This is a genomic window from Dactylosporangium thailandense (assembly GCF_059739745.1).
In genome coordinates, this window is the sequence record NZ_AP029195.1 from 5138230 (window position 1) to 5158910 (window position 20681).

Annotated in this window: 21 protein-coding genes and 2 pseudogenes; 12 read left to right on the forward strand and 11 right to left on the reverse strand. The window is 71.5% G+C overall.

The window, feature by feature from the left end:
- Window positions 1-111 precede the first annotated feature (111 nt).
- The 3 genes from AC6JBM_RS22250 to AC6JBM_RS22260 are packed head-to-tail and all read right to left on the reverse strand — an operon-like array spanning window position 112 to window position 2752.
- Window positions 112-1869 carry an ABC transporter ATP-binding protein gene (locus AC6JBM_RS22250; protein ID WP_497985497.1) on the reverse strand — a complete coding sequence of 586 codons (1758 nt, stop codon included), beginning with the start codon at window positions 1867-1869 and terminating at the stop codon, window positions 112-114.
- Complete coding sequence (locus AC6JBM_RS22255; protein ID WP_497985498.1) at window positions 1866-2258, reverse strand: S26 family signal peptidase; 393 nt, start codon at window positions 2256-2258, stop codon at window positions 1866-1868. The genes AC6JBM_RS22250 and AC6JBM_RS22255 overlap by 4 nt, the downstream gene beginning before the upstream one ends.
- A complete protein-coding gene (locus AC6JBM_RS22260) occupies window positions 2255-2752 on the reverse strand; it encodes a TlpA family protein disulfide reductase (RefSeq protein ID WP_497985499.1) in 498 nt (165 codons plus the stop codon). The genes AC6JBM_RS22255 and AC6JBM_RS22260 overlap by 4 nt, the downstream gene beginning before the upstream one ends.
- A 136-nt stretch (window positions 2753-2888) precedes the next feature.
- On the opposite strand from AC6JBM_RS22260, the gene AC6JBM_RS22265 reads away from it, so the two are divergent.
- Window positions 2889-3086 carry a hypothetical protein gene (locus AC6JBM_RS22265; RefSeq protein ID WP_350610659.1) on the forward strand — a complete coding sequence of 66 codons (198 nt, stop codon included), beginning with the start codon at window positions 2889-2891 and terminating at the stop codon, window positions 3084-3086.
- Here the strand turns inward: AC6JBM_RS22265 and AC6JBM_RS22270 are convergent.
- A complete protein-coding gene (locus AC6JBM_RS22270; protein WP_497985500.1) occupies window positions 3083-4249 on the reverse strand; it encodes a glycosyltransferase in 1167 nt (388 codons plus the stop codon). The two genes, AC6JBM_RS22265 and AC6JBM_RS22270, sit on opposite strands and share 4 nt — an antisense overlap.
- A 210-nt stretch (window positions 4250-4459) precedes the next feature.
- Here AC6JBM_RS22270 and AC6JBM_RS22275 point away from each other — a divergent pair, with 210 nt between their 5' ends.
- On the forward strand, window positions 4460-5143 hold the full coding sequence (locus tag AC6JBM_RS22275) for a hypothetical protein (protein WP_497985501.1): 684 nt from the start codon (window positions 4460-4462) through the stop codon (window positions 5141-5143).
- A gap of 477 nt (window positions 5144-5620) precedes the next feature.
- Here AC6JBM_RS22275 and AC6JBM_RS22280 read toward each other — a convergent pair whose 3' ends face one another.
- Window positions 5621-7024, reverse strand: coding sequence for an AfsR/SARP family transcriptional regulator (locus tag AC6JBM_RS22280; RefSeq protein WP_497985502.1), 1404 nt, complete (start codon window positions 7022-7024; stop codon window positions 5621-5623).
- Between the two features lie 185 nt (window positions 7025-7209).
- On the opposite strand from AC6JBM_RS22280, the gene AC6JBM_RS22285 reads away from it, so the two are divergent.
- Entirely contained in the window at window positions 7210-7635 is a 426-nt protein-coding gene (locus tag AC6JBM_RS22285; RefSeq protein ID WP_497985503.1) for a hypothetical protein, read from the forward strand.
- Here the strand turns inward: AC6JBM_RS22285 and AC6JBM_RS22290 are convergent.
- Window positions 7616-8056: a hypothetical protein gene (locus AC6JBM_RS22290; RefSeq protein ID WP_497985504.1), complete on the reverse strand. Its 441-nt coding sequence runs from the start codon at window positions 8054-8056 to the stop codon at window positions 7616-7618. The genes AC6JBM_RS22285 and AC6JBM_RS22290 overlap by 20 nt on opposite strands.
- Window positions 8057-8091: 35 nt before the next feature.
- On the reverse strand, window positions 8092-8853 hold the full coding sequence (locus tag AC6JBM_RS22295; protein WP_497985505.1) for a LamG domain-containing protein: 762 nt from the start codon (window positions 8851-8853) through the stop codon (window positions 8092-8094).
- 134 nt (window positions 8854-8987) lie between these two features.
- Here AC6JBM_RS22295 and AC6JBM_RS22300 point away from each other — a divergent pair, with 134 nt between their 5' ends.
- Window positions 8988-9602, forward strand: coding sequence for a hypothetical protein (locus AC6JBM_RS22300; RefSeq protein WP_497985506.1), 615 nt, complete (start codon window positions 8988-8990; stop codon window positions 9600-9602).
- Window positions 9603-9650: 48 nt separating this feature from the next.
- Here the strand turns inward: AC6JBM_RS22300 and AC6JBM_RS22305 are convergent, their stop codons facing one another.
- Window positions 9651-10349, reverse strand: coding sequence for an IS5 family transposase (locus tag AC6JBM_RS22305; protein ID WP_497985507.1), 699 nt, complete (start codon window positions 10347-10349; stop codon window positions 9651-9653).
- Between the two features lie 107 nt (window positions 10350-10456).
- Between AC6JBM_RS22305 and AC6JBM_RS22310 the strand changes: the two are divergent.
- The 3 genes and pseudogenes from AC6JBM_RS22310 to AC6JBM_RS22320 all read left to right on the forward strand — a co-directional run bounded on the left by AC6JBM_RS22310 (window position 10457) and on the right by AC6JBM_RS22320 (window position 14154).
- Window positions 10457-11887: pseudogene (locus tag AC6JBM_RS22310) on the forward strand (NF041680 family putative transposase).
- Between the two features lie 85 nt (window positions 11888-11972).
- Window positions 11973-13109 carry an IS701 family transposase gene (locus tag AC6JBM_RS22315; RefSeq protein ID WP_497986508.1) on the forward strand — a complete coding sequence of 379 codons (1137 nt, stop codon included), beginning with the start codon at window positions 11973-11975 and terminating at the stop codon, window positions 13107-13109.
- 239 nt (window positions 13110-13348) lie between these two features.
- A protein-coding gene (locus tag AC6JBM_RS22320; RefSeq protein ID WP_497986509.1) for an IS5 family transposase occupies window positions 13349-14154 on the forward strand; the annotation gives its coding sequence in 2 pieces (ribosomal slippage) (window positions 13349-13679 and window positions 13679-14154; 807 coding nt in all).
- A gap of 73 nt (window positions 14155-14227) precedes the next feature.
- Here AC6JBM_RS22320 and AC6JBM_RS22325 read toward each other — a convergent pair.
- Both AC6JBM_RS22325 and AC6JBM_RS22330 read right to left on the reverse strand, forming a co-directional pair.
- Window positions 14228-14986 carry a hypothetical protein gene (locus AC6JBM_RS22325; protein ID WP_497985508.1) on the reverse strand — a complete coding sequence of 253 codons (759 nt, stop codon included), beginning with the start codon at window positions 14984-14986 and terminating at the stop codon, window positions 14228-14230.
- Between the two features lie 217 nt (window positions 14987-15203).
- A pseudogene (locus AC6JBM_RS22330) lies at window positions 15204-15723 on the reverse strand (NF041680 family putative transposase); the annotation flags it as partial.
- A gap of 1110 nt (window positions 15724-16833) precedes the next feature.
- Here AC6JBM_RS22330 and AC6JBM_RS22335 point away from each other — a divergent pair.
- The 5 genes from AC6JBM_RS22335 to merT all read left to right on the forward strand — a co-directional run bounded on the left by AC6JBM_RS22335 (window position 16834) and on the right by merT (window position 19980).
- Window positions 16834-17235, forward strand: a complete 402-nt coding sequence (locus AC6JBM_RS22335; protein ID WP_497985509.1) for an LppU/SCO3897 family protein — start codon at window positions 16834-16836, stop codon at window positions 17233-17235.
- 248 nt (window positions 17236-17483) lie between these two features.
- Window positions 17484-18833: a UDP-N-acetylmuramoyl-tripeptide--D-alanyl-D-alanine ligase gene (locus tag AC6JBM_RS22340; protein WP_497985510.1), complete on the forward strand. Its 1350-nt coding sequence runs from the start codon at window positions 17484-17486 to the stop codon at window positions 18831-18833.
- Between the two features lie 72 nt (window positions 18834-18905).
- Window positions 18906-19241 (forward strand): hypothetical protein, encoded by a 336-nt coding sequence (locus tag AC6JBM_RS22345; protein WP_497985511.1) that lies wholly within the window; start codon window positions 18906-18908, stop codon window positions 19239-19241.
- The gene (locus AC6JBM_RS22350) at window positions 19238-19696 is read left to right on the forward strand and encodes a MerR family transcriptional regulator (protein ID WP_497985512.1); all 459 of its coding nucleotides are present in this window, start codon (window positions 19238-19240) and stop codon (window positions 19694-19696) included. Before AC6JBM_RS22345 ends, AC6JBM_RS22350 begins: the two co-directional genes overlap by 4 nt.
- Entirely contained in the window at window positions 19693-19980 is a 288-nt protein-coding gene (gene merT / locus AC6JBM_RS22355) for a mercuric ion transporter MerT (RefSeq protein WP_497985513.1), read from the forward strand. Before AC6JBM_RS22350 ends, merT begins: the two co-directional genes overlap by 4 nt.
- 11 nt (window positions 19981-19991) lie before the next feature.
- Here the strand turns inward: merT and AC6JBM_RS22360 are convergent, their stop codons facing one another.
- Window positions 19992-20660, reverse strand: a complete 669-nt coding sequence (locus tag AC6JBM_RS22360) for a hydrolase (RefSeq protein WP_497985514.1) — start codon at window positions 20658-20660, stop codon at window positions 19992-19994.
- Between the last annotated feature and the right edge of the window lie 21 nt (window positions 20661-20681).

The following is a 20681-nucleotide window of genomic DNA, read 5'->3' on the forward strand; positions in this document are numbered from 1 at the left end:
AGATACGACTTTCGATTACGCGACGCGATCACGAGGTCACGCAATTCACAACCCGCGATGGTACTGTACGAACCACGCCCGCGTCCGGCGCAACCATATCCGGTGTATAGATTACCCTCTATCGAATGATCGCTCCGGGGTGAATCGATCCGGGGTGAGCTGATAACCGTCGGCCTGGAGGCGGAACAGGCGCGCATACCGGCCGTCCCGCGCCATCAGCTCCTCGTGCGTGCCATGCTCGGCGATGCGGCCGCCGTCCAGCACGGCGATGTGGTCGGCGAAGCGCACGGTGCTCAGCCGGTGCGAGATCAGCAGGCTCCCGCGGCCCGAGCGCAGCGCGGCCAGGCTGCGCTGCACGTCCGCCTCCGCCTGCGCGTCCAGCCCCGCGGACGGCTCGTCCAGGATCAGCAGATCGGCGTCGGCGCGCAGCACCGCGCGGGCGATCGCCACGCGCTGCCACTGGCCGCCGGACAGCACCACGCCCGCCCCGTCCTCGGCGCCGAACATGCGCGTCAGCAGGGTGTCGTACCCCTGCGGAAGCCCCGCCAGCGTCGCACCGATCCCGGCCGCCGAGGCCGCCGCGTGCCGCCGCGTCCCGTCCGCCGACAGGTCGCCGACCGCGATGTTGTCCGCCGCCGACAGCTCATAGCTCATGAAGTCCTGGAACACGACGCCGACGCGGGGCCGGATGTCCATCGTGGACACCGGCACGCCGTCCCAGGCGATGGTTCCGCGCGTGGGCTCGTAGAGGCGGCACAGCAGCTTGATCAGCGTCGACTTCCCGGCGCCGTTCAGCCCCACCAGCGCCACCGAGCGGCCGGCCGGGATCGTCAGGTCGACGCCGCGCAGGATCCAGTCGTGGTCGGGGTGGTAGCGGAACCACACGTCGCGCAGCTCGATGCCGGTGCGCAGCGGCGGCGCCGGCGCGAGGGCGGCCGGGGGCGCCGCGGCCGACACGATCTGCGCGTAGGACCGGAACAGGGTGCGCATCTGCGCGGCCGACGCGATCTGGGCGACGATCGCGGTCAGGGTGCCCTGCACGCCCGCCACCGCGGCGACGAGCACGCCGATGTCGCCGACGCTGCCGGTACGGTCGCCGATGCGCGACACCGTCCACAGCAGCGCGACCCCGCAGGCCGCGGCGGTCAGCAGCGACAGGCCCCCGTCCACGCGCACGGCCGCCCGGTCCACCCGCCGCTCGTCGCCCTGGGCCGCGCGCAGCTCGCCCAGCATCCGGCCGCGGAAGAAGCCGCCCAGGCCGAAGAGCCGGATCTCCTTCGCCGCGCGCACGTCCAGCAGCAGCATCGCATAGAACAACTGCCGGCGGGTGTACGGCGTGATCCGCACCGTCATCTCCGTGCGCCGCCGGCCGAGCCGCAGCTGGGCGAACAGGCTCGGAACCGCGGCGGCCAGCACCAGCCCGGCCGCGACCGGCGACACCGCGACCAGCGCCGCCAGCAGCCCGGCCCCGCTCAGCGCGGACTGGGCGATGCCGAGCACCGCCGCGGCGAGCTGCTGCGGCCCGGACTGCCCGGCCATCTGCGCCAGCCGCAGCCGATCCTGGAACGCCGGGTCCTCCAGCTCGGCGATGCCCGCGGGCGCGGTCACCGCCGCGAACAGCCGGTCCTGGGTGAGCAGCGTGACTCGGCGGCCGATCTCCGCGTCGGCGTACGCGCTCACCTGCCCCGCCACCGCCACCACCGCGCCGATCCCGGCCAGCGCCAGCGCCGGCGGCCAGGCGGGCCGGTCCAGCAGCAGCTTCGTGCACCACGCGGTCGCGGCCGGCGCGAGCCCCAGCAGCACCAGCGCGACCAGGCGCGCCGCGACCGGCCCGGGGGCCGCCCGCACGTAGAGCCCGAGCACGCTCACCGGCGGGGCAGGCGGCGCACCGCGCGCCCCACGATGCGGTCGGCGTCGAAGTAGCCGAGCTGGCGCGAGTCCGAGCTTTCGAGCGCGTCGCCGAGCAGGACCATCTTGCCGGGCGGTACCGTCGACTCCACCACCTGCGCGAGCGCCGGAACCTCGTGGCGCGGCACCGGCTCGCCGGCCACCGCCGCGAGCCGCTTGATCACCAGGTTGCCCGGCCCGACCACCACCACGTCGCCGGTGCGCGCGCGACCCCGGCGCAGCAGCACCCGGTCGCCGGGCTCGAACGTCGGCGCCATGCTCCGCCCGGTCACCGTCACCACCAGGAACGCGCGCCGCAGCCATACCAGCCCCGCGGCCGCCACCAGCCCGGCGACGACCAGCCCGGTCACCGGTGGCCGGCCGCGACCGGCTCCCGCAGCGCGAGCAGGTCGTGGCCGCTGGCCGTGATGGTGCGCTCGCCGTCCAGCGCGAACAGCGACGGGAACGACGACACCCCGAACGCCGCCGCGACCGTCCCGCCGTGGTCCTCGCGGATCACCCGCGCGACCGGCTCCAGCGCGGCCACCATGCCCTCGGCCTCCGGCCCGTCGCCGACCACGACGGCGAGCACCGACTCGCCGGCCACGTGCTCGACGAACTCCGGCAGCAGCTTGGCGCACGGGCCGCAGCCGGGCGAGAAGAAGCCGACGATCGCGGCCGGCACCCCGACGTCCGCGACGCGGGTGCCGGGCGCGGCGAGCGGCGGCACCGCCGGCAACGCGGCCTTGAGCTGGGCCAGCAGCTCGGTGTGCTCCCGCAGCCGCCGGATCACGCCGACGGTGAACAGCAGGTCGAGCAGGCACAGCACACCGACCACGGCCACGGCCGCCCAGAGAATCGCCACGATCGCTCCCTTCGACGGCGGGGACGGTAACCGGCGCCGATACACGCCCGATACACGCGCCGCCGCGGCGGGCCGTATGGGCGATGTATCGACGAGCGTTACCGTCCCCGCCGCACCATCAACCGAAGGAGGAGCCATGCGACAGCTCGGCAAGCTCGCCGACCGCATCGTCAGCCGGTTCGTGCCCAGCGTGAACGCGGCGGCGTGCACCGGTTGCTCGACCGTGCCGTACCACTACTCCGGCCCGTGCAGCGGCGGCTACTGGCGTACCCGCACCTGCTGCAACCTGGTCGGCCCGGGCGGCTGCGTCACCAACTGCACGTACAGCTGCTAGCCCGCCAGCTCCAGCAGCCGCCGGGCCGCCACGGCCGCGCCATCGGTGCGGACCGTGGCGGCCACGGCGGCCGCGCGCGTGCGCGTCTCGGGGCGCAGCGCCACGTCCAGCGCCGCCGGCAGCGACTCGGCGTTCGCCGAGGCCCCGATGCCCAGCGCCGTGACCCGCCCCGCGAAGTACGGCTGGTCGGACCACTGCGGCACCACGACCTGCGGCACGCCCGCCCTGGTCGCCGTCGTCGTCGTGCCCGCGCCGCCGTGGTGGATCGCGGCCGCCACCCGCCGGAACAGCGCCTGCTGGTTCACCTCGCCCACGACGCAGCAGTCCTCGGCGTCCAGCTCGGCCCAGCCCCGCCCAATGATCACCCGGTGGCCCCGCGCGCGGATCGCGTCGACGGCCCGCGCGGCGAAGCCCTCCGGCGCGGGCATGCTGCCGAAGCTGAGGTACACCGGCGCCGGGCCCGCGTCCAGGAACGCCTCCAGTTCCGGCGACAGCGGCCGCTCGTCCGTCAGGAACCAGGCGCCGCTGCGCACCACGTCGACGCGGCCACCCGGCCACGGGGCGAGCACCGGATCCGCGGCCAGCCACGGCCGCGCGGTCCGCACGAACTCGCGCACGCTGTCCACCGGCGCCAGCCCGGCCTCGGCGCGGTACCGATTCAGCGGTGCACGGATGAACCCGTTGTAGTTCGCGATGTCGAGCGCGTCCAGCGCCTCCGGGTCGGTCACGTCGGCCGGCACCGGGCGGCCCGGCAGCGGCAGCGGCCGGTGATGCGGCGACGGCAGGAAGATCGGGCAGTAGTTCACGTTCACCGACGGCACGCCGAGCAGTTCGGCGACCGACTGCGCCCCGGCCACGACCGGCAGCAGGCCGCTCGTCACGATCGCGTCGCTGCCCCGCGCGGCCTCGGCGAGCTGGTCGAACTGCACGCCGATGAAGTCCGCCGCGAGCTGGTCGACGTCCGGCACGCCGGAGCCGTGCACGACCTCCCGGGTCGGCTTGCCGATCGCGACCAGCGGCACGCCGAGCTCGGCGAGTCGCTCGGCACAGTCCGGCGGCGCGCACATCACGGCCTCGCTGCCGAGCGATTGCAGCTGTACCGCCAGCGCCGCCAACGGCTCGACTCCCCCGCGCGAGTCGTACGTCGAGAGGATCACACGCATGACCACACCCCCATTCGAGCTGCGATTTTGCGCCCTTCCGGGGGTCTTGCCGCAAGCCCCGCCCCGCGTTGTACGGTTGAACGGGAGAGACCGGGCCGTACTGGAAGGCGTCTTTTCTCGCGGCCCGGACCCGGGTGTTGTGGAAAGCGTTGCCGACGCTCGCACATCAGCCTCGCCGCCGACATCAGCCGACGCGCATGAGGAGCCGCCGTGCACGACGCGACCCCTACCCGGCCTGACCATCACGCCGGCACCGGCAACGCCGCAGCGCTGCAGGCCCAACTGCAGCACGTCTACTGGATCGGCGGCGGGAGCGGAGCAGGCAAGTCGACCATCGCTCACCGCATAGCGGCTCGGCACGGTTTCCATGTCTATGCGACCGACGATGTGATGTCCGATCACGCTCGGCGCAGCACGCCCGACGACAGCCCACAACTGGCCGAATTCGCGGCGATGGACATGGACGAGCGTTGGGTGAACCGATCCCCGGAGACCATGCTGGAGACCTTCCACTGGTTTCGGGGCGAGAGCTTCAACCTGATCATCGAGGACCTGATGCGCCTCCCGACGGAACCCCGCGTGATCGTCGAAGGCTTCCGGCTGTTGCCGCGCCTCGTCAAGCCGCTCCTCGCGGCGCCCAGTCACGCCGTCTGGCTTCTCCCGACGCCCGGCTTCCGCCGGGCGGCCTTTGCCAGCCGCGGCTCGCTGTGGCAGATCGCTGGGAGGACCACCGATCCCGACAGAGCGTTGCACAATCTGCTTGAGCGCGATGAGATGTTCACCCAACGCCTCCACGAGGAAACGAAACGGCTCGCGCTGAGTACCATCGAGATCGATACCGCGATGACCGAGGGCGATCTGACGGAACGGGTAACGGCCGCATTCGGACTTTAGCCGCCTGCCGGGCCTGCGCAGCGCCCCCAGATACGCCGGCCGAGGGGCACATGAGCACCGACCGCCGCGGACCGGCCTGCCCGAGCTGCAGGCCTCGGGGGTGGTGAGGGCGGTGTCGATGGTCATGGCCACGTCGCCGTGCAGGTTGGTGAGCTGCAGGCGGGTGTCGCCGGTGGCGCTGGTCGTGGCGGCGAGGTCGTTGGCGTAGTACGTGTTGGTCAGGCCGGTCGGGGTGGTAGTGCGGCCGAAGGCGTCGTGGACGTAGCCGGCGTCCATGATCCGGTCGGCGGTGTCGAAGGTGTGGGTGTCCTGGCTGTCGGCGGTGGCCAGACTTTCCGCCGAAGGTTGGACCGGCAACCTCAAACGACCACTGACGCAACACACCGAAACAGCGCAGGCCCACCATCGGGGCACCGAACACGACCGATCGACGGAGATCCGCTCGGCTTGGTAGCCAGGAAGACCGAAGCGCGCGGCTTAGCCGGCGGCGGCGCGGCGCAGGGCGAGCGGGGAGCCGTCGCAGCTGCGCGCTAATCGCAGTAGCAGGTGCCCGTCGCGGCCGGGGCCGCCGAGTCCGGCCAGCACCTCGACGGAGTCGGCGACCGTGAGCGGGCCGAGTCCGATGTGGACGGTGCGGTCGTGCACGGCGAGGCGGCGCCGGCTGGTGATGATGACCGCGCTGCCGGCCGTGGCGGTGAGCAGCGGGCGGACCTGGGCCTCGTCGGCGGCGTCCTCGAGCACGACGAGCAGGCGGCGGTTGGCGGCGACGGTGCGGTACCGCGCGGCCGCCTCCTCCTCGGCCGCGGGCACCTGCGCGCCGGGCACGCCGAGGGAGCGCAGGCACTGGGCGAGCACGTCGGCGGGGCGGCGCACGGCCCGGCCGGGATCGGAGCCGTGCAGGTCGACGTAGAGCTGCCCGTCGGGGAAGTGCCGGCCCAGCCGCGTGGCGACGCGCACGGCCAGGGCCGACTTGCCGATCCCCGCGGCGCCGTGGACCGCGATGAAGACCGGGCCGTCGGAGCGCAGGACGGCCTCGGCCATGGTCGCCTGCTCACGGTCGCGGCCGACGAGCAGCCGGGTGTCGGCGGGGAGCTCTCGCGGTACCAATGCGGAAACGGCGGCGGGACGGGCCTCCAGGGCCGGATCGCGCCGGAGGACGGCCTGGTGCAGCCCGGTCAGCTGCGGGCCGAGGTCGACGCCGAGGCGCTCGGAGAAGCAGCGCCGGGCCTCGCCGAACGCGCCGAGCGCGCCCGCCACGTCGCCGGTGCGGTAGAGGGCGAGGACGAGTTGGGCCCAGAGCCGCTCGCGCAGCGGGTGCTCGTCGAGCAGGTGCCGCAGGTCGGTGACGAGGCCGATGGTGTCGCCGAGGCGCTGCTTGGACTCGATCCAGTCCTCGACGGCGACGAGCCGCTGCTCTTCGAGGGGGCCGAGGCAGCGGTCGAGGCCGGGCGAGCGCTCGAGGTCCTCGCCGACGGCGCCCTTCCAGAGCCCGACGGCCCGGCCGAGCAGACCGGCGGCGCGGCCCGGGTCGCCATCCGCGAGGGCCGCGCGGCCGTCGGCGGCGAGCCGGCGGAAGGCGGCGAGATCGAGCTCGTCGTCGCCGACGGCGAGGCGGTAGCCGGGGACGTGACCGGTGAGCCGCGCCTCGCCGGTGTCGTCGACGAGGGTGCGGCGCAGCCGGGAGGCGTATGTGCGCACGTTGGCGACGGCGGAGGCGGGCGGCTCGCCGTCCCAGATCATGCCGACGAGCCGGTCGAGCGGGACGATCCGGTTGGGTTCGAGCAGCAGGGCGGCGACGAGGCTGCGCTGCTTGGCCGGGCCGATGGGCAGCGGGTCGCCTCCGCGCCACACCCGGATGGGCCCGAGCAGCTGAAACCTCACCTCACACACCCCCGCGGTGCCGGTTGTCGCGGCCCGTACGGTAGCGAACGGTCTCGATCGAGCGCAAGGTTCGGACGCATCTTCGCAAGAATCGATGTCGAGAGCATCAATTTCTCGGAAGACAACCCGATCGATACGTTGGGGCGTTGTGAGGGGCAGTGGCGCCGATCCTGGAGGGGCTCGACATGATCGCCTTGTTCCGGTGGGTCCTGATGGGCTTTCTGGTAATCTGCGCGGCCTCGCTGCTCTATCCGCGCGGCGGCCTCGGTGAATACCTGCGCGGCGGATCGCTCACCACCGCGTCCCTGAGCGACTGCGTCGACGACATGTGGCAGGAGGTGTCCCACATCTCCTGCAAGGGCACCTGGAACCTCGGCGACGGCGAGGTCCGGGGCACCGTGCGCGAGGTGAGCCCGCACTCCCCCGCGACGCTGCGGGTCTTCGCCGCGGGCACCACCGCCCACCCGGCCGACACCCGGCTGATGATGACGGGCGCCGGCGTGCTGGTGGCGCTCGCCGGCCTGCTCGGCTGGGAGGCCGTCGCGCTGATCCGGCGCAGCTACGGCGCGGCCGGCACCAGGCGCGGGGCGTTCAGCAGCAGCCGGGCGTAGAGCGAGGTCGTCCACGCGGCGCCGACCGCCTGGCCGAGCAGGGCCGCGCGGAAGTCGCCCGCGGCCGCGGCGAGCACGTTGCCGGCGACCGCCGCGACCAGGGCCGCGATCGTCCACGCCGCCCAGCCGCGCTCGCGCTCGCCGGCAAAGCGACGGGCGGCGCCGGCATCGCGTCGACGAACTCCTGGAACGTGGCGCCGCGGCCCTGCGCGAAGACGGCCTGGATCTCGCCGACCGTCGACTCGGCGCCGCCCTTGGTGTGCACGCGCAGGGCGAGCTTGAGGCCGAACCCGTCGACCCTCGTGGTGTTGGCGCCGATCCACGCGGCCGTGGTGTTGAGCTCGATGAAGTCGGAGTACTGGCTGTCCTTGGTGCCGAGATGGAAGTACATCCGGGCGGCCGTGACGACCGGGACGTCCACGAACTACTGCTCGGCGATGGCGACGTAGTCGATCTTCATGGCGTGGCCGCCGGCCGTGGCCGCGTTGGGGCCGCCGCGTTCGTCCAGGTCGCGGCCGGGACCTGGTTCGCGTTGACGGTGAAGTAGTTGGTGCCGTCGCGGTACCAGCGCATCTGCTCCGGCTTGACCGAGCGGTCGACCTGCACGGCGTACACGTGATAGCCGGTCTGACAACCATTGCAGGCGCGCTCACCGCTGCCGATCCCGGTCGACTCGTTGCACGGCCCGCCCGGGTTCGTGCCGCAGTGCAGGGTGCCGAAGACGGAGCTGCGGCCGTTGACGTCCTCCATGATGTCGATCTCGCCGGAGGTGGGCCACGGCGTGCCGGTGCGCAGCGTCGAGCCGAGCATCCAGAAGGCGGGCCAGTAGCCGACGCCGTTGGCGGTCGTCACGTCCGGCTGCCAGATCGCGGCCTTGACCAGCAGCACGCCGCCCGCCCCGGCGCCGAAGGTGGCCTTGGTCTCGATCCGCCCGGAGGTCCAGCCGGTGGCCGGGTTGGTGCCCGCGTGCCTGGCCTTGATGATCAGGTGCCCGCTGCCGTCGCGGTAGACGTTCTGCGTGCTGTCGGTCATGGTCTCGATCTCGCCGGTGTTGGCCGCGCCGTCGAAGTCGCTGGCCCACACCTGGGTGAAGCCCGCGGGCGGGGCCGGGATCGCCGCGTGCGCGGCGGTACCGAGCACGAGGGCCCCGGCGGTCAGCAGGCTGACGACGGCCACGGCTCTCGTGAACCTGCGCAGCGGCGGTGCTTGCACGGACATAGTTGTCTCCCACCGTCCCGAAGGGCCCGGCGCGCCGCCGCCACAGCCGCCAGACAGGAAGTTTTGTTTACGATAACGTTGCGCGGCAGGGGGTGTTGCGAGATTCGCGCTGGTTGTTGGGCAGACTGTCGGGTGTGATCGTCGCGGTGACCGGCCCGAGCGCGGCCGGCAAGACCACGTGGTGCCGACGCCACCACCCCGAAAATCTGGTCGCCGAGTACGCGCCGACCGGCGCGGAACCGGACGACGGGGACTTGTCGGCGCAGGCTGCCTTCTGGTCGGCGGTGAACTGCCGCCGGTGGCAGGCCGCGGTAGCGCGGGAGCGGGCCTCTGGTTTGGCCGTCTGCGACGACGACCCGTTGAAGCTGCACTATTCCTGGTCGCTGGTCCGTGTCGGTGCGGCCAGTCCAGAACTGTGGACGTTCGAGGTGGCCGCGAACCGGGCTGCCATCGCGGCCGGGCGTCTCGGCTTCGCCGACGTGGTACTGGTTTCCCTGCCGTCCGTTGAGGAGCTGCGCCGGCGCCGGGATGGCGACCCGACCCGTCAACGTCGCAACTTCGCGTTGCACGTTCGGCTGGCGGAACCGTTGCGGGAGTGGTACCAGGCGCTGGAGCTAGCCGCACCCGGCCGGGTGCGCTGGGGACTGCCGTCGGACGGCCTTCCCGCCGTACTGCCTGCGGCGAGGGCGGACCGGTACGACCCCGCGGTGTTCGACGCGCTGATTGCGGCGCTACCTCATATCAGTTGACCGGTGCACTCGCCGTCTGCCCATGCTGTCGTCGACGCATCCGGGTGGCTATGGCCCTGCAGGCCAACGCCAACGAGGTGGACGGGTAACGGGGCGGCCACGCGCCAGGCGGCGGGTCATCGTGTTGATGGCGGCCCATCGGATCATTGCCACGGATGTCGCGGGATATCGTTCGTAGTCGCGGGCCAACCTGCGGTGCCCGGTCAGCCAGGCCAGGGTGCGCTCCACCGCCCAGCGGCGGGAAATGACAGCGAAGCCGTGTTGATCCGAGGGTTTACGCACGATGTGCAGCGTGGTGCGCAGGATGGCGGCGGCCCACTCGACGAGTTTGCCGGCGAAGGCGCCGTCGGCGTAGACGAACCGGATGGGTGCCGCCAGGTACAAAGACAGCAAGGTAGTCCGGGCTCCGTCGCGGTCCTGGACGCTCGCGGCGAGGACGACCACGACGACGTGCAGGCCCAGAGTGTCGGTGACGACGAACCTGTTCCGGCCGTTGATCTTCTTGCCCGCGTCGTAGCCCCGGCTGTCGCGTCCGACGGTGTCAGTGCCCTTGACGCTCTGGGAGTCGATGATGCCCGCGCTGGGCTGCGGGTTGCGGCCCTGCTGCACGCGGAGTTGCTCCCGCAGTGCGGTGAGCATCCGGTCGGTGACCTCGTCCCGTTCCCACTGCCTGAAATACCAGTACACGGTCTGCCATGGCGGGAAATCGGCCGGCAGGTACCGCCAGGCGCAGCCAGTGTGGACCACGTACAGGATGCGGCCGGTCGGTGGTGACCCCGGCTGATCATGGGACAGCCCTTGGTTGATCCTTCTTCTTGTCGAGGGAAGAAGATCTATGAGCAAGGGCTGTCTGGGTGATCAGTGTGCCTGATGCTGCGGTGGCGGGCGCGTTCGGGGAGTTGGGCAGGTTCCGGCGGGAGTTCTACCGGTGTGTGACCGCTCGGGCTGACGCATTGTTCGAGCTGACCGATGCGCTGCTGTGTACCGACGGGCCGGTCAAGACGTTGGTGGACCTGACGTTGGCGCCGGAGCACCGGCGTGGGCACGGCGCGATGTACGACGGACTCAACGCCGGCCGCATCGATGTGCAGCGGCTGCGCACGGCCGTGGCGGGCCTGCCGCTACCCCGCTCGCGCGAGGGACGGCTCACGCTCGCCGTCGACGTCAGCCCGTGGCTGCGCCCGGACGCGGCGACCAGCCCCGACCGGCTGTTCTGCCACGTCCACGGCCGCGGCCGTAACCAGGACCAGCAGATCCCCGGCTGGCCGTACTCGTTCGTGGCCGCGTTGTAACCTGGCCGCACGTCGTGGACCGCGGTGCTGGACGCGGTCCGGCTCGGCCCGGACGATGACGTGGCCGAGGTGACCGCCGGGCAGGTTCGTGCGGTGCTGCACCGGCTGCTCGACGCCGGGCACTGGCACGACGGCGACCCGGACGTGCTGGTCGTCTTCGACTCCGGCTACGACCTGGCCCGGCTGGCGTTCCTCCTGGCGGATCTGCCGGTCGAGGTGCTGGGCCGGTTGCGCGCCGACCGGGTGCTGCGAATGCCCGTACCACCCCGCCGGCCGGGCACGATGGGCCGGCCGGCCAAGCACGGCGGCGAGTTCCACCTCGCCGATACCGGCACCTGGCCGGCGCCGGGGGCAGGTGACCACCACCGACACCACCCGCTACGGCATCGCCACCGCGCAGGCGTGGGACCGGTTGCATCCCCGGCTGACCCGCCGGGCCGCCTGGCTGGACCACGCCGGTGACCTGCCCGTGCTGGAAGGCACCCTGATCCGGCTCACGGTGCAGCACCTCCCGGTGACCGCAATCCGAAACCGGTGTGGCTGTGGTCATCCCGCACCGGCGCGTCACCGTCGCATGTGGACAAGCTGTGGCAGGCGTTCCTGCGCAGGTTCGACCTGGAACACACCTTCCGGCTGTTCAAACAGACCCTCGGCTGGACCGCCCCGAGGCTGCGCAGCCCCGAGACCGCCGATCGATGGACCTGGCTCGTGATCGCCTGCCACACCCAACTCCGCCTCGCCCGGGGACTCGCGCAGGACCTGCGCCGTCCTTGGGAACGCCCCACCGACCCGGACCGGCTCACCCCGGCCCGGGTCCGCCGCGGATTTCGGTACCTGCGCCCCAAAACCACCCGACCGGCCGGTGCACCGAAACCCACCACAGCCGGCCCAGGCCGCCCGCCAGGATCGAAGAACCACCTACCCGCCATCCAGCACGACGTCGGCAAGACCACCAAGCGGGACAAGAGCCTCAAGGATCGCAAACAGCGATGAAGGTTAAACAAACAAGCTTAGTACTGCAACGACAGGTTGTGACATAGACGCTGGTTGTGGTATTTGATCTGCCGTGTTGGAGGACATGGCTGCTGGGTGGTCGGCGGGGTTCGTGGCGTTTCTGGGCCGGTTTGCTGGTCTGTTCCCCAGGGTGGAGTCGCGGCGTCAGATGCGGATCTATGTGCGGGGACTGCTCGGTGAGGTGGAGCGCAAGAACGGGTGGACCCTCGCGGAGGCCGCTGGGGATGTCGGTCCGGAGCGGATGCAGCGGTTGCTGAACTTTTACGCCTGGGACACCGATGGGGTCCGTGACGAGGTCCGCGCGGCGGTGGTGGAGGCGATCGGGGACGCCCAGCGTGGGGTGTTGGTGGTGGACGAGACGGGGTTTCTGAAGAAGGGTGTGAAGTCTGCCGGTGTGGCGCGGCAGTACACGGGGACGGCGGGCCGGATTGAGAACGCTCAGGTGGGTGTGTTCCTCGCTTACGCCTCGCCTCGGGGGCGGGCGTTGATCGATCGGGAGTTGTACCTGCCGAAGGAATGGACCGACGACCGGCAGCGGTGCCGGGATGCCGGCGTCCCGGACGTGGTGCGGTTCGCGACGAAACCGTTGCTGGCACAGGAGATGGTGGAGCGTGCACTCGAGGCGCAGGTGCCGTTCGGTTGGTTGACGGGCGATGAGGCGTATGGCCAGGACACCAAACTGCGGATGTGGTTGGAACTCAACGACATTGCGCACGTTCTCGCCGTGCCGTGCAACGCGATGGTGGTGTCGCAGCGGTTGTTGAAGGAGCGGGTCGATCGTCTCGTTGCCGCGGTTGAGGCTGGTGAGTGGGTGCGGTTGAGCTGTGGTGCTGGCGCGCACGGTGAGCGGGTCTATGACTGGGCGGCGGTGCCGATCCGGCCGTTGCGGCGTCCTGGTTGGGGGCATTGGCTGCTGGCCCGGCGCAGTGTCAGCGACCCGAGCAAGCTCGCCTACTACGTGTGTTTCGGGCCGGCTGACACTGACCTCGACGAGCTGATCCGGGTGGCGGGCTCGAGGTGGGCGATCGAAGAGTGCTTCCAGACCGCCAAGAACGAGACCGGTCTCGACCACTACCAGGTCCGTGGCTATGAGCCGTGGTATCGGCACATCACGTTGTCCATGCTCGCGGCGGCGTTCCTCGTGATCACCCGAGACGCTGTCAAAAAAGGGGATCCGCTGACGTCGGTAGCGAACCTCTGATTCCTTTGTCTGTCAACGAGATCCGACGGTTGTTCAACCGGATCACCGCCCCGTTGACGCGCGTCATCGCCCACGTTGTGCACTGGTCGACCTGGCGACGAACCAGCCAGACCCGCGCCCGAATCAGCCATTACAAGCGACGCGGACATCATCACAACCTGTCGTTGCAGTATTAGACCGCGTCTCATTTGGGGCTGACAACGGCTCAAGGATGATGTTCAATCTTCGGCGTGTCCGATGTGGAGCGTTGGTGTCCTGATGCTCTGTGGGAGATCTCAGCCCCGTTGATCCCGCCCGCGCCGGTGCGGCCGCAGGGTGGGGGCCGGCGGCGGGTGGATGACCGGGCGGTGCTGGCCGCGATCTGCTATCTGCCCCAGGCTGGGTGCTCGTGGTGGAAGCTGCCCGAGGCGATGTTCGGCGTCACCCGCGCCACCGTGCACCGCCGCTTCACCGAGTGGACGAAGGCCGGGTTGTGGCCGGCGTTGCACTTGGCGGTGCTGCAACAACTCCAGGCCCATGGCAACCTGGACTGGTCCCGGGCGGTGATTGACTCGATCCAGGTCCGGGCTGAAAAGGGGGCGATCTGACCGGGCCGAGCCCGGTCGACCGTGGCAAACCCGGCAGCAAGATCCATGTCATGGCCGAGCGTGGCGGTCTGCCGCTCACCACCGCCATCTCCGCGGCGAACACCCCGGACGCGGCGGTGCTGCTGCCATTGCTGGACGGCATGCCGCCGGTCGCTGGCCGGGTCGGCCGCCCGCGGCGCCGACCGGACAAGCTGCACGCCGACAAGGCCTACGACCACAAAGCGCTGCGGGCCGAGGTCCGCCGGCGTGGCATCACCGTGCGGATCGCCCGCAAGAAGGTCGAGTCCTCCCAACGTCTCGGCCGACACCGCTGGGTCATCGAACGCACCATGTCCTGGCTCATGCGCTACCGGCGCCTTGTCCGCCGCTACGACCGCCACGCCGAACACTTCGCCGCGTTCACCACCATCGCCTGCACCCTCATCTGCTACCGCAAACTCACGAAACACCCCAAATGAGACATGGTCTTATCGGATTTATACCCGCCAGCCTCCTTGTCCGGATTCTTCCGACCGAGGCGCGCGAAACGGCCTAGCGGGTCTCCGCGAGGACCTCGGTGCGGAACCGCTCGACAAGGGCCCTCGCCTCGGCCTCGTGCCCACGCGGCACGGCGACCTCGGCGGCCGTTTCCAGATGACGCGTCCCGGTCCGGTTCAGCACCTGCACGATGAACCGGATGACGAGCACGTCCCCCTCGACCAGTTCGACCGCCACGAGCCCCACCCCGACCGCGAGCAGCATCACGTAGCCACCCGGGCGCCGATACACGCCGAGCGGGCTGACGAAGATCTCGCCCGTCGTGGCGCGGCGGGCGGCCGGTCCGGTGCCGGCCACCGCGACGACGGCGAAGAGCACGAGGTAGATCGCGGTGATCATCGCGCCGGCGAAGACCAGTCCCGGTGCGCCCAGCAGACCGGCGCCGAGGATCACGAGACCGATGACGAGCGCGGTCCATGCCGCGGCGTGCGCGCTGCGGCGGTCCCGGCGCGCCTCGGCCTCGTTCGCGGCCCGCCAGTCCGCCTCGTCGTAGCGCCAGTGCGCCCATGCCTGGCCGGCCAGCATGCGGTCGAGGTCGTCGAGGTGCAGGCGGGGCTGCGACGCCCATACGAGGACAGGCAGCATGACGGCCAGCGCGGCGAGCGGAACACCGACCGCCATGCCCCAGATCATCGCGGGATCGCTGTCCCAGGCGACCAACTGCACGCCGCTCGCCACAGCCATCACCAGGGCGGCACCGAGGACGCCGAGGATCGGCGTGCGGACGTGCACGAGGGAGAACAACCGTTTCACCGCGCCGAGAGTAGCCGCAGCCGTCAAACGGGGGCCGGGGACGCGTGCGACAGCCTCACGAGGCGCGTCCCCACTTCGGCAACCACACCGTTTCGTCGGACGGGTCCATTCGCCTGGAGCCGAGGTACTCGCGAAGTTCGCCGAGCGCGGGATGCGGATTGAACATCATCCTTGAGCCGTTGTCAGCCCCAAATGAGACGCGGTCTTAGCTTGACTTTTAACCTGTGCGGCGTGGTCGTGGGTTGGTCGACTTCTTCTTTCCGGGTTTCGGTTTTGCGGTTTGGGTTGCTGGTGACGGTGTGGACGTCGTAGCGGCGGGTGGGGTGGCGGTTGGGTTGGCCTGGCGGTCGTCCGGGGCCTGCTCTGGTGGGTTTCGGTGCGTTCGCGGGGCAGGTGCTCGTCGCGCGGAGGTGCCGAAAGTCGCGTCGGACGCGGGCCGGGGTGAGTCGCTGCGACGGGGCTGGTTGCTCCCATGGGCGGCGCAGGTCCGCGGCGATCGGGCGGGCCAGTCGCAGTTGGGTGTGCGCGGCGATGATCAGCCAGGTCCACCGGTCGGCGGCGGCTGGGTCGCGCAGTTTCGGCACGGTCCAGCCGAGGGTCTGTTTGAGCAGCCGGAACGTGTGCTCGATGTCGAAGCGGCGCAGGAACGCCTGCCATAACAGGTCGACCATGGCCGCGTCCGGGGTCGCTGCCGGGTCAGGGCCGATGCTGGTGGAGCACCACAGCCAGACAGAGCGCCGTGACCACGGCGATGCTCCGCGACCAGCGACAGTGCCGGCAACGACCGCACCGGCCCGTCCGTGCACAGCACCGCGTCCGTCAACTCGAACAACGCATCAGCACGAGCCGTCAGACAGCGGTACAATTCCCCGCGGAACCAGCCCAGATCCCCACCCACACCACCACGGCCACCATCAGGCCCACTGATCCTCCGCAGCCCTTGATCCGATCTTCTTCCCTAGACAAGAAGAATGATCGACCAACCGGGGCCGATACCAGCCGGCCCGAAGTTAAAGATCAAGCTAAGAGTTCGGCAAGGAAACCCGGCGTATTTCTGCCGCCCGGCCGCGGCAGAAAGAACGTCAGCACAGCGCGCCGACGCCCGCTACGGAGCCGGTGACCGCGCACGGCGGGCCGGCCGTCCGCGGGTCGGCATCGGCGAACATCGCCACCCGCCGCGCCGGCGAGCACGGTTTCGCGCAGCGCCTCGGTCGCGGCGCGCCGGTCGAGATCGGGCATCCGCAACCGGCAGGCCGGCACCGTCGCAGCAGCACACCGGCAGCAGCCGCCGCTCCGCGCCGGACCAGCCGGCGCCCGCAGTCTTGTTGCGGGCGTCCTGGTGGTCAACGCCCATCGCGCCGCCGAGGGCGTCCTCGTGCCCGGCGTCGACCATCCGGTGCGACGGGGGACTCGGGGTCGCCGCCCGCACCGCGTGGTACGCGGCAGCCAGCGCCACCCGGTCCGGCTCGACGCCGAGGCCGGGGCCGGTCGGCACGGCCATGCTGCCGCCTTCGAGTCCGCCGTCCGGCGGCACGGCATCATCGCCGCCGGACGGGACGGCTCGGGCGTGCGCTGCCCGACGGCATGGCGCCAGAAGGTCCCCACCGACGGCAGCACCTGCAACCAACCGGCACCACCGGCAACGAGGCCGCCACCTTCGCCGCCACGAACGCCCGGCCGCCGCCCAGCGCGGCCTGGCCCGGCCCAAAGCGCGCGAACGCCCGCACCGCCGGGAGTTACGGGTAAGCGATCAAGATCACAAGTAACAAACCCGACAACTCCTGGACGATCCGGCTCGAACCCGGTACCCCTACCCGGTACGCAATTACACGGGAGGCACCAACACCATGACCACACCCCCGCAGCAGCAGCCGCCGCAGGAGCAAGCGCCCCTGCAGCAGCCCCTGGCACCGCAGCCGGCCAAGAAGGGCATCAAGATCCCGCGCCTGGTGATCTCGCTCATCGTCCTGGTCGTGCTGGCCGGCATCGGCTGGTACATCAGCCGTGACGCCGCGCTCAACGCCAAGGTCGGCGACTGCCTGCACCAGAAGGGCGCGAACGAGCTCGCGATCGTCAAGTGCGACAGCAGCGACGCGAACTTCGTCGTGCTCGGCCGGGTCGAGAGCAAGACCGAGAGCGAGGTCGACGCGACCGACGTGTGCGCGCAGTGGGCGGACGCGACGAGCGCGTACTGGGAGGGCAAGTCGGGCCAGAAGGGCACCGTCCTCTGCCTGAAGCCCGCCAAGTAGGACGCGAGGAGTACCGCGGGTCGTCAGCCGGCCCGCGGTACCACCTTCGTAGCGCCAGATCATGACTCGGGTCCGCCGTGGTGCGGACCGTCGCTCCCGCCAGACACCGCTCGGCGCTGGCGCGCCGTCGCTGCCAGGCCCGCGGATGGTCACCCCCCATCCAGCGTGCAGTACCCGGCACCACATGTCGCGGGCGTATCGAAAATCGGATACGTCCTGACAACACCGCCCCGCGTTGGCTCAGCGGCATGATTGCGCTCAGCGTCGGCGACATCGCCGCGATCGTCGGCGGCACGGTCGAGGGCGACGACACGGTGACCGTGACCGCGCCGGCCGTGCTCGACGGCCGGCAGGCCGAACCCGGCGGCCTCTTCGTCGCCTTCGCCGGCGAGCACGCCGACGGCCACGACTACGCCGGCCAGGCCGGCCGGTCCGGGGCCGTGGCCGTGCTCGGCTCCCGGCCGACAGCCCTGCCCACCGTCGTCGCCGGCGACACCCAGGCCGCGCTGCAGGCGCTCGCCGCCCACGTCGTGGCCCGCCTGCGCGCCCGGCTGACCGTCGCCGGGCTGACCGGCTCGCAGGGCAAGACCAGCACCAAGGATCTGCTCGCGGCCGTGCTGGCGGCCGCCGCGCCGACGGTCGCCACGACCGGCTCGCTCAACAACGAGCTCGGCGTGCCCCTCACCATGCTGCGCGCCGATGCGGCCACCCGGTTCCTCGTCCTCGAGATGGGGGCCCGCCGCGTCGGCGACATCGCCGAGCTCGCCGGGCTGGCCGCGCCGGACATCGCCGTCGTGCTCAACGTCGGCCAGGCCCACCTCGGCTCGTTCGGCGACCGCGAGGCCATCGCCCGGGCCAAGAGCGAGCTGGTGCGGGGGCTGGCGCCCGGCGGCACCGCCGTGCTCAACGCCGATGACCCCCGCGTGGCCGCCATGCGCTCGTGCACCGGCGGCCCGGTGCTGACCTTCGGCCGAGCCGAGCACGCCGACGTCCGCGTGCTCGGCCTCACGCTGGACCGCCTCGGCCGCCCGTCCTTCACCCTGGCGAGCGCCGAGGCCGCCGTGGCCGTCACGCTGCCGCTCGTCGGCGCGCACCAGGCGCTCAACGCGGCAGCGGCCGCAGCGGCGGGACTGGCGGCCGGCGTGCCCCTCGACGCGGCCGCGGCCGCACTGGCCACCGCCTCGCTGTCGAAGTGGCGCCTGGAGCAGCACGAGCTCGACGGCGGCGCGACGCTGCTCAACGACTCCTTCAACGCCAACCCCGACTCGGCCCGCGCCGCCCTCGACGCGCTCGCGGCGATCGACGGCCGGCGCCGCATCGCCGTGCTCGGCGAGATGCTCGAGCTCGGCGACGACAGCGCGGCCGAGCACCGCGCCGTCGGGGAGTACGCCGCGGCCCGGGCCGACGTGGTCCTCACGATCGGCGAGGCCGCCCGGGCGCTCGCCGCCGGGGCCGGCGCGCGGGCGGTGCCCCTGACCGGCAACGACGCGGCCGTGGACTGGCTGCGCGAGCACCTGACCGCCGGCGACGTGGTGCTCGTCAAGGCCTCCCGAGCGGCCCGCCTCGACGAGGTCGCCGCCGCACTCCTGACCCCATAGCGCGGGCTTGCATCCGGTACCCGGGTACAGGTTTATCGTCGAGGTCCGCCACCGCCAGCGCAAGGAGCTGCGATGACCTTCGACATCCCCGACGCCTGCACCCTGCCGGCCGCCGACCGGCCGCTGCGCCTGGCCGAGTTCGACGCCCTGTTCGGCACCGCGGCCCGCACGGTCACCACCCTGAGCCCCACCCACGCCCGGCTGCACCTCACCGGCCCAGCGGGCCTCGAGGCCACCGTGCGGGACCTCGCCGCCCGCGAGACCGCCTGCTGCTCGTTCTTCACCTTCACCGTCACCCCGCAGCCCGTCGAGGACGGCGAGGCGCTCGTCCTCGACGTCGAGGTCCCCGCCGCCCACACCGGCGTCCTCGCCTCGCTCGCCGCACGCGCGGCCGGCCCGACGCCGTGACCAGCCTCCCCGAACCCGAAGGACGGGCCGGGCTGCGCTCCGGCGAGGTCGCCGGGCAGGCCGGGGTGAACATCCAGACCCTGCGGTACTACGAGCGCCGCGGCCTGCTCGCCCCGCCCGACCGCTCCCTGGGCGGGCACCGGCTCTACCCGCCCGGCACCGTCGCCCTGCTGCAGGTCATCAAGGCCGCGCAACGGCTCGGCTTCACCCTCGACGAGGTCGCCGAGCTGCTCGACACCGGCCGCCGGCACCCGACCCCCGACCTTCGGCAGCGCGCCATCGACAAGATCGCCGAGGTGGACGCGAAGATCGCCGACCTCACCACCATCCGGGCGGCCCTGACCGAGGTCGTCGACGCCCGCTGCGACTCCCTCACCAACTGCACCTGTGCCGACTGCCCGATGCCGATGCTGACCATCGGCGTCCGCCCCGACCTCGACGGAGACCTCGCATGAGCCTGTCCCTGCCGCCACCGGTGAACGACGGACCGCCGCTGCGGTCCAAGGTCAGCGGGGTCCTCGCCGCGATCGCCTGCGCCGCCTGCTGCGCCCTGCCGCCGCTCGTCGCCGCCGGCGTGCTCACCACGGCGGGCGCCGCGATCCTGCAGAAGACGCTCCTCGCCGTCTCCGCCGGCCTGGCCGCGACCGGGCTCGGCCTGTGGTGGCTGCACCGCCGCCGCGCCGCCGCGGCCGCCGCGCCCGCCGCGGGCTGCGGCTGCACGGGCGGCTGCGGCTCCTGACCGGCGGTGGCTCAGACGGGGACCGGAGTCTGCAGCCGCTTGCCGCGCCCGCGCATCTCCTCGTACCAGCCCCAGTCCTCGTTCTGGTCGATGACGGTCTGCAGGAAGCCCTCCACCGTCTCGGTGCGGGCCCAGTCCCGCTGGAGCTCACACGCGACCGAGTTCCACGTCGTGGGCTGCGCCCCGGCGTGGTTGATGCGCTCGAGCGCATTGTTGTGCGACTCGATCGTCGTGCCACCGAGCGCGTCGACGACCGGGAAGACCTGGTACCCCTCGTTGAGCGCGTCGAGGCTCGGGAACAGCAGGCACGCCTCGGTCCACAGCGCGCACATGATCAGCTTCCGGCGCCCCGTGGCCTTCACCGCGTCGAGGAACTCCTTGTCCTCCCACGCGTTGATCTGCGTCCGGTCGTACGAGGGGATGTCGGCGAGCTCGTTCTTCAGCTGCGGAACCGTGTCCGGGTTCACGCCCGACTTCACGTTCACGGTCGAAAGCACGGTCGGCACGTTGAACACCCGGGCGAGGCGCGCGAGGGCGACCATGTTGTTGAGCATCCGCCCGGTGTTCATGGACCGTACCGTGTAGATCTGCGGCGGCTGGTAGTCGATGATCACGAGTGCCGCGTTTCCCGGGCTCAGCAGGTGGTCCTTCGCCGGGTCACGCTTGGGAAGGCTTGTCATGGCGTCCTCCTCGCTGCGACT